Source organism: Streptococcus mitis (assembly GCF_946188585.1).
GTDB lineage: Bacteria > Bacillota > Bacilli > Lactobacillales > Streptococcaceae > Streptococcus > Streptococcus mitis_DG.
Genome location: NZ_CAMHVI010000004.1, coordinates 89,431 through 102,600, shown reverse-complemented (window position 1 = coordinate 102,600; position 13,170 = coordinate 89,431). Strand labels below are relative to the sequence as shown.

At 39.9% G+C, this 13,170-nt stretch carries 13 protein-coding genes; 1 reads left to right on the top strand and 12 read right to left on the bottom strand.

The window, feature by feature from the left end:
• Positions 1-3: 3 nt before the first annotated feature.
• The 12 genes from ftsA to pbp2b all read right to left on the bottom strand — a co-directional run bounded on the left by ftsA (position 4) and on the right by pbp2b (position 12,123).
• A complete protein-coding gene (gene ftsA / locus N8M66_RS06600) occupies positions 4-1,383 on the bottom strand; it encodes a cell division protein FtsA (protein WP_033688313.1) in 1,380 nt (459 codons plus the stop codon).
• Between the two features lie 214 nt (positions 1,384-1,597).
• On the bottom strand, positions 1,598-2,302 hold the full coding sequence (locus N8M66_RS06595; protein WP_261046297.1) for a TIGR02206 family membrane protein: 705 nt from the start codon (positions 2,300-2,302) through the stop codon (positions 1,598-1,600).
• Between the two features lie 90 nt (positions 2,303-2,392).
• Positions 2,393-3,004, bottom strand: a complete 612-nt coding sequence (locus N8M66_RS06590) for an NUDIX hydrolase N-terminal domain-containing protein (protein WP_070842858.1) — start codon at positions 3,002-3,004, stop codon at positions 2,393-2,395.
• Entirely contained in the window at positions 2,994-4,364 is a 1,371-nt protein-coding gene (locus N8M66_RS06585; RefSeq protein WP_261046294.1) for a UDP-N-acetylmuramoyl-tripeptide--D-alanyl-D-alanine ligase, read from the bottom strand. Before N8M66_RS06585 ends, N8M66_RS06590 begins: the two co-directional genes overlap by 11 nt.
• An 83-nt stretch (positions 4,365-4,447) precedes the next feature.
• Positions 4,448-5,491 carry a D-alanine--D-alanine ligase gene (locus N8M66_RS06580; protein WP_261046292.1) on the bottom strand — a complete coding sequence of 348 codons (1,044 nt, stop codon included), beginning with the start codon at positions 5,489-5,491 and terminating at the stop codon, positions 4,448-4,450.
• Positions 5,492-5,728: 237 nt separating this feature from the next.
• Complete coding sequence (locus N8M66_RS06575; protein WP_261046290.1) at positions 5,729-6,256, bottom strand: thiol-disulfide isomerase; 528 nt, start codon at positions 6,254-6,256, stop codon at positions 5,729-5,731.
• Positions 6,257-6,308: 52 nt separating this feature from the next.
• A complete protein-coding gene (locus N8M66_RS06570) occupies positions 6,309-6,938 on the bottom strand; it encodes a hypothetical protein (protein WP_125416267.1) in 630 nt (209 codons plus the stop codon).
• 9 nt (positions 6,939-6,947) lie between these two features.
• Entirely contained in the window at positions 6,948-8,516 is a 1,569-nt protein-coding gene (locus N8M66_RS06565; protein ID WP_261046286.1) for an LXG domain-containing protein, read from the bottom strand.
• Positions 8,507-8,863, bottom strand: coding sequence for a hypothetical protein (locus tag N8M66_RS06560; protein WP_042750678.1), 357 nt, complete (start codon positions 8,861-8,863; stop codon positions 8,507-8,509). The genes N8M66_RS06565 and N8M66_RS06560 overlap by 10 nt, the downstream gene beginning before the upstream one ends.
• A 3-nt stretch (positions 8,864-8,866) precedes the next feature.
• A complete protein-coding gene (locus N8M66_RS06555; protein WP_049491527.1) occupies positions 8,867-9,142 on the bottom strand; it encodes a hypothetical protein in 276 nt (91 codons plus the stop codon).
• Between the two features lie 316 nt (positions 9,143-9,458).
• Complete coding sequence (recR, locus tag N8M66_RS06550) at positions 9,459-10,055, bottom strand: recombination mediator RecR (protein WP_000966748.1); 597 nt, start codon at positions 10,053-10,055, stop codon at positions 9,459-9,461.
• Between the two features lie 10 nt (positions 10,056-10,065).
• A complete protein-coding gene (gene pbp2b / locus N8M66_RS06545; RefSeq protein ID WP_261046283.1) occupies positions 10,066-12,123 on the bottom strand; it encodes a penicillin-binding protein PBP2B in 2,058 nt (685 codons plus the stop codon).
• Between the two features lie 189 nt (positions 12,124-12,312).
• Between pbp2b and N8M66_RS06540 the strand changes: the two genes are divergently transcribed.
• Entirely contained in the window at positions 12,313-13,164 is an 852-nt protein-coding gene (locus N8M66_RS06540) for a MurR/RpiR family transcriptional regulator (RefSeq protein WP_261046281.1), read from the top strand.
• Positions 13,165-13,170: the final 6 nt, after the last annotated feature.

Genomic DNA, 13,170 nt, shown 5'->3' with positions numbered 1-13,170 from the left:
CTTTTATTCATCAAACATGCTTCCGATTAAGCCACGGAAACGATCTGCGATTTTTGGTTTATTTTGAGAAGATACTTTATCTTCTTTCGGAGCAACTACGTTCGTAGAAGCTGATTGCTCTACCTCAGTATTTTGAACTGGTTGAATAGGGGTAGGTTGTGCTACTTGCGTAACGCGTTGAATCATCCCACCAAAATTAATTGGTTGGTGACGCAAAGTATCCTCACCCTTAACTGCTCGTTGCGCTAATAAATGCACCTCAGTCAATTGACCAGCAAATTCAGACAAGCTAATCACATGAGCGAAGGCAGGATTACGGATTCCAACTTGATTTGGAACGTAAAGTTTGACACCAACGCCAAAGACTTCCTGTGCAAGTTCTACAATACCTGGTAAAATAGCATTTCCACCAATCAGAACAATCCCACCTGGAAGATCCAACAAATGTCTTCTTTCCAACTCTTGTTTGATTTGTTCAAAAATGTGTTTAATGCGAGCTGAAATAATCTCTGCTAGGTAGCTTTCTGTAACTTCTACAGGCTCTACTTCACCAATCACTTCAACTTGGAAGGTTTCATTGCTTGCAAGTGAAGGGTAGGCTTCACCATAGTTCAATTTCAATCCTTCAGCTAGTTTTTGTGAAGTCTTCAAGACTTTAGAGATATCTTTTGTGACATAATCTCCACCTTCTTGAAGAATATTTGTAAACTGGAGTTCTTGATTACGGATTGTAGCAACAGTTGTTTGACCTGCTCCCATATCAATCACAGTAGCTCCAAATTCACGCTCTCCTTCGTTCAAGACTGAACGAACCAAAGCCAATGGTGAAATAATAATATTTTCAACCTGAACACCTGAGCGCTCAACTGTCTTGCGTAAATTGTGAAGAATAGTACGTGGACCTGTGTAAAGCAAACCACGCATTTCAAGACGAACCCCCATCATGCCACGCGGGTCACGAATACCTTGGAAGCCATCTACGATAAATTCTTCAGGAATAAAAGTAATGACTTCACGATCTGGTGTCATACTCTTTGTCAAGGCTGATTTAACAACATTTTCAACATCTTGATCTGTAATTTCTTTTGTATCAGATGTAACTGGAATCATTCCTTGAGTTGGTTCTACTTGCAAAAGATTTCCAGGCAAACCAACATTCACTGATTTGATTGAAATGCCAGCTTTCTCTTCTGCTTGGGAAATAGCTGACTTGATAGCAGTTGCTGCTGCTTCAATATCAACGATAATCCCATCCTTTACACCTTTACTCTTGGCATTACTTACACCAATTACATTTAGTTCACCATTTCTAAGCTCGGCAACCAACACCTTAATCGAATTGGTTCCGATATCTAAGCCTGTAAAAAAACCATCTCTAGCCATTACATCGCATCCTCTCTCTTCCAAGTTTCAAACTTCTATTCAATATAGCTAAAACAGGGCATAGCTATTCACAGAATATTATAACACAAAAAATCCAATCGTGCTTAGTTTTTCCTAAATTTACTTACCATTTTTTTACATTCGCTCATCATATTTTTGTATTTTCCAAACAAGTTATAAAAAATCAGATTTATGAAAAAAAGAAAGCTCATTTCTAAGCTTTCTTTGCAATCATTTTTTCTGCTCCTTGTTCTAAAAATAGTTCCAAGATTTTCTTTGTCAACGTAATCGCTGCTGATAAGGCCAGGGAAACGATTAAATAATTAGCTACTAAGCCATGGTCTCCAACCAATGGTGGTTTTGTCAAGAATCCGTAATCTCCACCTGTTACTAAATTGACCACAAAAATTAAGGCATTTAGAGCAAAGGTCATGAGAAAAATTCCCTTCACATCCAGCAATCGCGCGTTATACTGTCTCAATAGATAAACTAGAGAGTTCCCCAAGAGAGCTAAGTGGCCAAAGATAAAGGATAAAATCGCAATATGTGGGAAAGGATAGGCATCTGGCACTGGATAAACAAAGGCTGCTAATGTCCCAAATGTTCCTAGTAATGCAAAATACTGCCTATATTTAGACTGACCAGGAAGCAAAAGCACCACAAACATAGCCATACGGCAATGGTAAAAAGGTAAACTTTCTGATAGCGGCATATGATTGATCCAGTACCAACCGTAAAGGAGGATCAACTGAACTGCTTGTAAACTCTGGAAAAATCGTTGATAAGCCTTCTTTTCACGATAACGATAGGCTGTATAAAAGGTCAAGGCCAAGAGTGTAAATATACTTAAATACCAAAAAAGGTCAAATTTGGGTGGTTCTGTTGCTTGGGTCGTAAAGAAAATATCCCATAAATTCATCTAGTCTTCCTCATGATTCAAAATTTTCCTGCATTTTATTATACCATGCTATTTAAGAAAAATGAATTTAGAAATACGATAATCATCTTCTTAGTCAAGATATTGCTCCCTCTGACCTTGATAAACCTGCCAAAGAATCTCTATTTGCTCCTTGGTAATGCGTTTTTCAGACAAGTTCGGCAGCTGGTCAATGGCAAAAAATTGAAGTTCAGCGATTTCTTGATTTTCTTGAAATTGTCCATCGAGAAACTTACATTCAAAAATAAACTTTGCATATTGTTTGCTCTGTAGTTGGAAACGATTGGTATCAAAAACAGCTAGTAGTCGTTCAACTTTGGCTTTAAAACCGGTTTCTTCTTCAATTTCCTTGAGAATATTTTCTGTTGGAGAATAGCCAACCTCGCCAAAGCCACCTGGCAAAGCCCAATCATCCTCTCCTTGTCCCCTAACCAGACAAATCTTCTCATCCTCAACAATCCAAGCACGGACGTCCATTAAAGGAGTCGCATAAGCTGAAGTCGGTTTCAAGACTTCTGCCACTTCTTCTGCATCAAGGTCTGATGCCTGATTCAACATTTCAGATAAAAGGCCTCGCAAGTCTTCGTAGCGCTCACGGTCGAAAGGATCTTTTGTAAAGGTTAATCCAGTATCCGTAATGGCTAGCATTCTTTGCAGATACTTGACAAAATCACTAGCATTCATTTTCTAAACTTTCTACCAGCTTAGCTAGATTCATAGAGTTAGAGCCCTTGAGCAAGATTTGATCATTAGCTCCAAGGCTTTCCTTGACCTGCTTAACTAAGTCTTCAAATTGGTCTTGGTCTTCTGTTTTCTTGAAGTAGTAAACGTGGCCGATTGGGAACATTTGACTGGCAAGTTGGGCCAATTCAGCAATGTCTTCTCCGTAGAAAATCACGGTATCAAGCACATCTGGTGAGAGACTCAAAATCATCTGGTTATGGAGTTGAACAGACTGGTCACCGAGCTCCTTCATGTCCGCCAAGACAGCGATTTTCTTGCCTCCTTCGTTGGCTGGAATGGCAGAGAAAGTCTCTAAAATCAGCTTCATGGCAGTTGGATTGGCATTATACACATCTGATAGGATATCTGCTCCATTGGCTGCCTTCTTCCACTCTGTACGGTTACGCGTCAATTCAAGATTTTGGAAGGCCTGACGAATTTGCTCCTCTGACACTCCTTCTTGCAGAGCAACATAGGATGCAATCATAGCGTTCGTGGCATTATACTTACCAGTCACTGGCAAATCAAGGGCTTGTTCCAAAAAATTAGCCTTAAATGTCAGACTGTCCTTGCGCTCAATCAAATCTGTAATTTCTAGCTCTGCTCCTTGCCCAAAACGAACCACCTTTTTATCTGTTGGCAAGTAGTCCTCTACAATAGAGTCGGCTGGGGCCAAAAGCAAAGAACCTGAAGCCATACCATCTGCAATTTGCATTTTTCCTTTAGCAATCTCTGAACGGTCTTTGAAAAAGGCCAAATGAGCTTCCCCAACCAAGGTCACAATGGCTGTCTTTGGATGAGCCAATTCAGACAAAAGATGAATATCGCCCAAGCGATCCTGCCCCATCTCCAAGACCAACTTTTCTGTTCCTTCAGGCATGTGGAGAACTGTGTAGGGAAGGCCAATCTCATTATTGTAGTTACCTTGTGTTTTGTAAGTTTTGTAGGTTGTTGATAGCAAGTGCGCTAACATATCTTTGGTCGTTGTCTTGCCATTTGAACCTGTAACAGCAAAGACATCAACTCCTGTTTTTTCAAGATAGTAGGCAGCTAGGGTTTGAAAGGCCGTCAAAACATCAGCTACTAAAATGTAGGGATGATTTGCGATTTCTTTCTCAGACAAGGTTACTGCGGCACCATTTTCAAATGCTGTTTCGATAAAGTCATGACCGTCACGCGCTCCCTTGAGGGGTACAAACAAATCCCCTGCAGCAATCAAACGACTATCAAACTCAGCTTTTTCTAACTGGGTGTCCTCAAAGAGGCTGATATCATTTTTAGCTCCTACAACTTGAGCCACTTCATGAATTGTTAATTTCATTTCTACTCCTTTAAAAAGGGTCGAAACTCGAGAACTCTGGTCACCTTGCAGTGATGGTTCTGGCTTCTACCCCCTCTTTCATTTTATAGCAAATGCGCTTCGCGCTTGTCAAAACTTTCCTTGGCAAGGTCAACCAAACGTTCGATTAAGTCTGGGTAGCTAATTCCCATATTATCCCAAAGTAGTGGATACATAGACCACTGAGTGAAACCTGGCATGGTATTGAGCTCGTTTAGGAAAATATCGCCCTTATCTGTATAGAAGAAATCGCAACGAGAGAGACCGAGGCCTCCAATGGCACGGAAGGCAGTTTCTGCATTTTGACGCATGACAGCTACCACATCATCACTGATTTTGGCTGGGATGTCCATGGTAATCTTGTTGTCAATATACTTGGCATCATAGTCATAAAAGGCAACATCCTTAACTACTTCTCCTGGTAGCGTACTCTTGACATCGTAGTTGCCCAAGAGACCAACCTCGATTTCACGAGCATTTACCCCTTGCTCTACCAAGACACGGCTGTCATATTGAAAGGCAAGTTTCAAAGCTTGACGGAGTTCCTCTTGATTTTCAGATTTGGAAATACCGACACTTGAACCCATGTTTGATGGTTTTGTGAAGACTGGATAAGTCAATTTTTCTTCAACTTCGGCAATTTTAGCAGTCACATCATCACCTTCGACAATGGCCACATAAGGAACTTGGGTAATCCCGACAGATTCTAACACACGCTTGGTGGTGATTTTATCCATGGCAAGACTAGATGACAATATGTTACAACCAACATAAGGCATTTTCAAAACTTCCAAGAATCCTTGAACTGAGCCATCTTCTCCCATCGGACCGTGAAGGACTGGGAAGACCACTGCACCTTCTTCATAGATGGCACTTGGTGCAACTTTCTTATCCCAATCAATGGTTTCATTGGTCATGAGACAATCCTCTTGACCTGGAGTCTGGCTAAATTCTTGCGTTTTAATAAAGTCACCTGACTGGCTGATGAAAAAAGTCTTGACTGTAAAACGATCGTAGTTGACCGCACGCATGACACTTTCAGCTGAAAGAACAGAGACTTCACGCTCTGCACTACGCCCACCGTATAAAAGAATAATCGTTTGTTTCATATTACTTGTTCCAATTCTAATAGAATACTCGTTCTTTAGTATATCATATTTACTTCTTTTTTGAAACTTGTATCTCAAAAAGCCCTCATTTGAGAGCTGAAATTTTACCTATCCACCACTTGAGCTTCAAAGCGTGCGGGTTTGTCATCTACGGTATCTTTTTCTAGTAAAATTCCTCAACACAACCAGTTGTTCATACAGCATTGTGTTGAGCAAGAAACTACTTTCTCTGGTAAACTATCCATACAAAGTCTGATACATCTTTTCCATGAAATCCTCAAGCTCTTTTTGAACAATTTTTAATAGTCGCTCTTCTTCGGCTTGAGAGATGTCCACACTCTCTTTTATTTTTTGATTACTAATATTAGAATAGTAACTACGTTTTATGGTTAACTGATTATCTAAAATATAGTAAACATCTATTTTTTCCTCTTTTGCTGTTGTTTCAAATAAAACAGTGACTTCATTCCTTCCAGGATTTGATATTTTCAAATCAATGTCTCCTTTTATCCCTATGGAGTCAATTCCTCCATCCAATCGAATAGCTCCATCGGGAGGAACGACATAGCCTGCTTTACGGATGTCAGACGCATATTTTCCTGATGCCATTAAATGTTGAAGAACTTCAATTCTTTCATTTTTCTCAAAGGCTTCTTTTAAAGTACTAGATTGTCGGAAATGATTGTATGCAAAATATGAAGGAATTGCTAACAGAAACAAAAACAATACAATTAACCATTTAAACTGTTTTAATTTATCTGACATTAGTCTTCCCCCTATTCAACACTCTCTTTCAAATAAGTGTTATTGTAAATTATCACTCGTCGTCCTCATCGTCATAAACTGGGTCACCATGGATTTTGATGTATTCTTCATTCCTACGGTCATCTTCTTCCCAAACTGGGTCTCTCACATCGCCCAAAAAGGGAATTTCTTCCAAACTCAGCTCATTAGCCTCTTCATAACTCATCGAAAGGGTATCCTCATGTCGGTTTTTAAATTCCTCCACACTTAACCAGCTCTCTTTATCATCTTCGCTAATCTGACCATCAATAGCAGTCGCAATTTCAATAGCCATAATATACATAGCTCTTTTATCAACAGTGAGAAGGTCAAGGTGGGTAGAAGCTAAACGTAGACAGTCTCCTTTTTCTCGATAGTCTGTTGCTGGATTGTCTTCAAAATCTAATTCAAGATTTTCATATACATGACTCCCAAATTTGTTGGTAATCCCTTCTTTCAACTGAACATTATTCCATCTATTATCATGCATCCACTTATTCAATTTCAAGTGAATAGTTGGGTCTGTTTTAAATGGGCGAGTATTCCCAAAGTAAGAAAAATCTACTGGCTTACAATCTTTAGTGTCAAACCACATTCTCTTCGCTAGTTCTATATAATCAAACGGAATTTCTTTGGTGTAATCACCTTTAATATATAATCTCATATTTTACTCCTACGTTCTCAAGAATTCAGCAGCTCTCAAAATAAATCTAACTAATTGATTTTTCTCATAATTTGACAATTTTTTCAACTTAGATATTGAATCAAGCCAATTTCTAGCGCTTTGAGGATCAGTTATCTGGGTATAAGGAATATCCTCATTCAATGTATAGCCAGCTTTCCCACTTCCAGATTGAACCTGAATTTTACCACTATTTGGTTCTGCATCCACACGAATATTCCCTTTTCTACTTCCAATCTTTCCTTCAACAGTCCCAAAAGTCTTACTCGTTGGTTTATTAGCCTGCCAGCTGTCATAGTTGCTAGAATAATTAACCTGAATTTCGCCATTTAGTAAGGCCGTCTTTGTGATAGCTGATAAGCTAGTTACTGCTCCACTAGCTATCAGTACATTCCCATATTGTACCCCTGTTACTGATGCTGCCGTACCAGCTACGATACTTGTCCCTGCTGTTGGCGGACCAGCCATGATACTAAAAACTTCGAGGGCGCCACTCGCAAAGTAAACTCCCAATCCAGAGAATATTTGAGCTACTCCACTCCAAAATTCGGCTGAATTTGCTTCAAAGTTTTGTGCTTTTAGTTCATCAAACTTTTTGTTAACCAAATGAGTATAGTCGGCATCGTATTTCCCATTTTTTGAAACGACATAACCTTGTTCAAATGGATAAATGTCAATGATATTCCCTGTTTCATCAATCTTAAGAGTGTGATTGTAGTCGTCGATTATTTTATCCCATTCGGACTTGTCGTGACCTTTTAAGCGCTTCTCTAATTCGGCACGGTAGTAGGCATCTCCATATTCCGATAGCATCATATCCCTAGAAGCTTTATTGATGGCACGAGTTTCTGAGTCTTGAAAATCTCTTTTAGCATGCGAAACAATCTTCACATCCTTCATCTTTTGTACCCAGCTCATGTCCAGACCGTCCGCATAGTAGTTGCCATCGCTATCGACAATGATTTTACTCAGTTGCATGGCTCCTTTGATAGCTAAGCCAAGGACTTCTAGGCTATCGTTGAAATACTGGGAAACCTGTGAGACAAAAAATTCTAGTTTTTCAATCTTATCATTCAAATCCTGAATACCCGACTCGATTTGAAACTTGGTATTGTAAAGGATGGTCTTCTCAGAGAAGGCTTTCCCCCAATTGAGACTAAAGAGGTCTGTGATTTGATTTAGCCAGTTCTCCCTCACTTGAATCTGAGCTTCTACGATAGCTAACTGCTCTTCTCTCAGCTTTTTCAATTCCTTAAGCTGGTCTAGGTCCAAATCACCATATCCAGAGACCTGAGCATCCGCATCTTTGTAGGAGGTCAACTCTAGTTGGATATCATCTATCGCTGCTTGGAGCTTTTTGATGCTGGGGATGATAATCTCTATAAAGAGACCTTTACCAGCTGTGTAGGCTGCTCCTGTCAACTCACCTGAGTCTAAAGAAGAAATCAGGTGATCACATCCACTAGATAAGCGGTCTGTGACTTCATTTGCGACTTTGAGGTTGTTCGTCATGGCCTGAATCAATTCTTGGGATTCTTGTGCGCTGTATTTTACTCCCATGGTAGCCGATTCCTTTCCGCTATCAGTTCTTCTCTGGCTTCATCGAAAGAGCGACAAGCCTTTTTAGTTTGTTTTTCCAACGTATCCAGTTCCTCCTCTACATAAGAGTTGACCTGTCGCTGAATGGTTCTATTATCACTTTCGATTTGCTCTATTAGCTGACGAGAACTGGGTGAGAGAGACAATAGATTTATCATGCGATGGTGAATGCTCTGAATATCCGAGTAAAAGTTTGTCAACTGCTGTTCATATTGCTTTTTAGTTGCTCGGAGTCTGTCTTCCTTATCTTCTATTTTAACAATCTTACGCCAAATCTCTGTGCGCTTTTCTTCATTTCTATCTGCCATTCCTTAGTGACTCCATCTCTTCGCTTGCTCTATATCACGTTTTTCAATCCTATGAGCAATTTCTGGAAACTTATTTGCTTGGGTCAAAACAGCTGAACTAAAATCACTGACCGCCTGAAGCATTTGATTGCAGGTCTGACGTCCCGCTTCCATTCCAGTGATTCCAGATGTATATGAAAATTCCACCTGCTGATTTTGCTTGTCGCTCGTTTCATACCCGACCAACTCATTAATAGCCGCCTCTGCTGCTATCGTGCTAGATTTTATCTTTCCACCCATACTTCAAACTCCCCTTATTAATTATATATTGACCATATCATAACATAAAAATAGTACGATTTCAAAATAAATTATAACGAACTAAAGGGCAATCTTATCCCTAAAAAAACTTTATCCTTCAGTAAAATATATTGATAGAGATGCTACTAGGAATTTTGAAAATCCGTTTTCTGATACCTTATAATTTGTGTTTACTGGGAAGTATTCTTATTATCAAGATTTGTCCTTCTCTCATTATAAAACGAAAAAGACAAACCCTAGAAAAATTCCTAGGGCTTGTCTTATACGTCAAAATGAGCTAAATTTTTACTGACTTTTACAACTCTGTCCGATTTTCAATAGCTCGTAAGAGGGTTACTTCGTCCGCATACTCGATATCTGCTCCCACAGCGAGGCCTCGTGCCAGACGTGTGACTTTGATACCAGCTGGTTTGAGCAAACGTGAAAGATACATGGAAGTTGCTTCTCCATCTGCTGTGGCATTGGTTGCTACGATTACCTCTGAAACTTCACTGTCCATCAGACGAGTCATGAGACTCTTGAGATTGATATCATCTGGACTGATACCATTCATGGGAGATATGAGTCCATGTAAGACATGATAAAGTCCATGGTATTCTTGAATATTCTCCATAGCCGCCACATCGCGACTATCCTCGAGAACTAAAATGGTTGTCTGGTCACGACTTGGATCGGTACAGATAGAGCAAGGATCGTCATCAGTCAAACGACCACAGATGGAGCAATAGGTCAGCTCTCTCTTAGCAGAAAGGAGATTTTTGGCAAATTCATTGACATCGTCATCAGACATTCCAATCGTATAAAAGGCCAGACGTGTAGCCGTCTTAATCCCGATACCCGGCAACTTGGAATAACTGTCAATTAGTTTAGCTATAGGTGTTGGATAAAGCATAAGTTCCTTTCTAATTCATTGGATGATGTTGGTTATAGAGGTTGATAATGTCGCGCGCAATGGAAGGTCCGACACCATTTGACAAATTTGTGTTATGCGGGAAGACTACTGCAACAGCGATTTGAGGATTATCTGATGGGGCATAGGCCACGGCATTGGTATTGGTTGCTTGCTGACCATCTGCTACATAACTTTCGGCTGTACCCGTTTTTCCGCTAATAGATACAGCTGCACCATTTGAAAAGGCACGGCCAGTTGTCAATCCACTAGTCCCATGGGCAACCTGATAAAAACCTTGTTGCAAAATACTCATATCGGAGGCGGATATATTGACCTTATTCATCTCTGTCGGTTGTAGTTGTTGAATCAGGTCGCCCAATCCTCCTTTATCATTATTGCCATAAATTCCCTCAACAATACGGGGAGCCATACGGACACCATCATTTGCAATAGTTGCTACATACTGAGCTAATTGCATTGGGGTATAATTATCAAACTGACCAAATGAATTTGTAATATAATTAGCAAGATCATAATCTTTAGGAATAAAGCCGGTGGATTCATCTGGTAAATCAATACCTGTAGATGATCCTAAACCATACTCACCAAAGGTTGAACGTAATTTCCCCATAGCCGAGTCTAAATTTCCAATTCCTGCAATCATATTCGGTTGATAAGTCAATCCCATAATCCCTAAAGCTGTTTGGACCATATAAGTATTAGATGAATACTCCAAAGCTTGAACTGCCGTAATCGGCATTGGCCCAGAAAAGGCAGTATACCACGAATTGATAGGGGGTGAACCTTGGAAGACAATAGACTGATCCGTCAAGGTCTGGTTCCCTGATAAGACTCCATTCTCCCAACCGGAACTGATGGTTGCAGCCTTAACGACCGAACCTGGTACAAAGACATTGGTTACCGTTCCCAAAGAATCAGGCGTCAATTCTCCCGTTTTCAGATCATGTTTAATTCCTGACATGGATAAAACTGCACCTGTTTTGGGGTTCAAAGCAACTGCATAGACACCTTCAGAATACTTAGCTCCTCCATTTCCTAGTTCGGAAGTGAAATAACTCTTAAGAAGATTGTCCACGCTATCTTGGAAGGCCAAATCGATGGTCAGTTTGATATTGTTCCCTTTGGTACCATCTTCAATATTTTCGACACTTTCCATATTGCCATACTTATCTAGATGAATTTCCTTCACCGAGCGTTTACCTTGCAAGGTTTCTTCATATTGTTTCTCTAGATAAGAGGTGCCAACCCGATCATTTAGAGAATAGCCCTTTTTAATATAAGCATCTGCTTCTTCAGCTGGGAGACCAGCTTTTTCACCGGATACACTTCCCACTATAGAAGAAAGCGAAGTATCTAGAACCTTTCGATCCCACGTGGTTGAAATACTGATACCAGGTAAATTCTTAGAAGCCGAAGCAATCAAGGCAATCTGTGTATCTGTCAAGGAATCTGTCGCAATGGCTCCTGTCTCAAAGTTTCCAACAGCATTTAACTGGCTAAAAAGATAGATTTCTTTCTTATCATCCTCTGTATAGTTTAACTGACTCGTTTGGACACTATCGACCGCATTGTTATAGAGTTCTGATTCGGATAGACGATTACCATCTGAATCAAGACGTTTCTCACGTGGTAAGCTTTCCACTACTTTCTTATAGACATCTTGATCTGCTAGATAATAGTCCGCCAACTGTCGGTCAGTCAATGTTGGAGAAGTAACTCCTACATAGGCTAACAACTTCTTGGCTGTTTCTTTTAAATCTGCAGCCGTCATTTTGTTGTTTCGAGTAAAGGAAACAACTTGTTTCACAGTATTTTCAACCAAGGGCTTGCCACTGGCATCATAAATTTCACCTCGAGCTGAACTAGTAGTCACCTTTGTTTTACTAGCCGATGCTAGTTTTGTCTCATAAAAATCCTTGTTCAAAACCTGCATATAAAGCAGGCGACCAATAATGGTCATAAAGAGTAAAATGATGATTGAAAACAATAAATTAAGCCGAATCGGAATCGAATGGCTGTTAAATTTCCTCATACAAATCAGTCTCATTTCTATTTAAAATCTTACTCTTCATTGTACCATAATTTAAGAAGAAATTTTGGAAAAGAAGGGAGCTTTTCCCATTTTACAGGAAAATACGATTTTATTTATCCATCCCTACATTATATGATATAATAAGTGTAAAAGTTCGATGACTCAGTCTTTTTCCAATATGACTCATTTAAAGGAGCCTTCCCTATGGACAAACCAGATATAGCAACCCTCATTGATTCTCACTTCGAAGAAATGACAGACCTAGAGCAAGAAATCGCTCGCTATTTTTTGCAAGCTGAAACCATTGCAGATGATTTATCTTCTCAGCAGGTCACTCAAAAATTACATATCTCTCAAGCTGCTCTGACCCGCTTTTCTAAAAAATGTGGTTTTACAGGCTATCGAGAATTTATTTTCCAATACCTGCACCAAGCAAAGAAACAGGGCACTCATTCTCACAAACATAGTCCTTTAACCAATCGAGTTCTTAGAAGCTATAGTAATATGCGGGAACAAACACAGGGCTTGATTGACGAAGAACAACTGGAACGAATCGCCCAGTTAATCGAAGATGCTGATCGTGTCTACTTCTTCGGAACAGGGAGTTCTGGCCTCGTAGCTCGTGAAATGAAATTACGCTTTATGCGTCTAGGTGTGGTCTGCGAGGCTTTGACCGATCAAGACGGTTTTGCTTGGACAACCAGTATTATGGATGAGAATTGTCTCGTACTCGGTTTTTCACTTTCTGGCTCAACTCCTTCTATTTTAGATAGTCTATTAGACGCGAAAGAGATGGGGGCACAGACTGTACTTTTTACAAGTGTTCCCAATAAAGATAGTCAGGCCTATACAGAGACTGTTCTTGTAGCCACACACAGCCAGTCATCCTACATCCAACGTATATCCGCTCAACTCCCTATGCTCTTCTTTATCGATTTGATTTATGCCTACTTTTTGGAAATCAATCGTGAAAGCAAGGAGAAAATCTTTAATAGCTATTGGGAAAATAAAAAACTCAATGGCTATCGTAGACAAAAACGTGTAAGAAAATCCTAGTTTGGC

Excerpts from the sequence above, each read along its gene's own strand:
- ftsA (WP_033688313.1), bottom strand. The coding sequence starts at position 1,383 with ATGGCTAGAGATGGTTTTTTTACAGGCTTAGATATCGGAACCAATTCG.
- N8M66_RS06595 (WP_261046297.1), bottom strand. The coding sequence starts at position 2,302 with ATGAATTTATGGGATATTTTCTTTACGACCCAAGCAACAGAACCACCC.
- N8M66_RS06590 (WP_070842858.1), bottom strand. The coding sequence starts at position 3,004 with ATGAATGCTAGTGATTTTGTCAAGTATCTGCAAAGAATGCTAGCCATT.
- N8M66_RS06585 (WP_261046294.1), bottom strand. The coding sequence starts at position 4,364 with ATGAAATTAACAATTCATGAAGTGGCTCAAGTTGTAGGAGCTAAAAAT.
- N8M66_RS06580 (WP_261046292.1), bottom strand. The coding sequence starts at position 5,491 with ATGAAACAAACGATTATTCTTTTATACGGTGGGCGTAGTGCAGAGCGT.
- N8M66_RS06575 (WP_261046290.1), bottom strand. The coding sequence starts at position 6,256 with ATGTCAGATAAATTAAAACAGTTTAAATGGTTAATTGTATTGTTTTTG.
- N8M66_RS06570 (WP_125416267.1), bottom strand. The coding sequence starts at position 6,938 with ATGAGATTATATATTAAAGGTGATTACACCAAAGAAATTCCGTTTGAT.
- N8M66_RS06565 (WP_261046286.1), bottom strand. The coding sequence starts at position 8,516 with ATGGGAGTAAAATACAGCGCACAAGAATCCCAAGAATTGATTCAGGCC.
- N8M66_RS06560 (WP_042750678.1), bottom strand. The coding sequence starts at position 8,863 with ATGGCAGATAGAAATGAAGAAAAGCGCACAGAGATTTGGCGTAAGATT.
- N8M66_RS06555 (WP_049491527.1), bottom strand. The coding sequence starts at position 9,142 with ATGGGTGGAAAGATAAAATCTAGCACGATAGCAGCAGAGGCGGCTATT.
- recR (WP_000966748.1), bottom strand. The coding sequence starts at position 10,055 with ATGCTTTATCCAACACCTATAGCTAAACTAATTGACAGTTATTCCAAG.
- pbp2b (WP_261046283.1), bottom strand. The coding sequence starts at position 12,123 with ATGAGACTGATTTGTATGAGGAAATTTAACAGCCATTCGATTCCGATT.
- N8M66_RS06540 (WP_261046281.1), top strand. The coding sequence starts at position 12,313 with ATGGACAAACCAGATATAGCAACCCTCATTGATTCTCACTTCGAAGAA.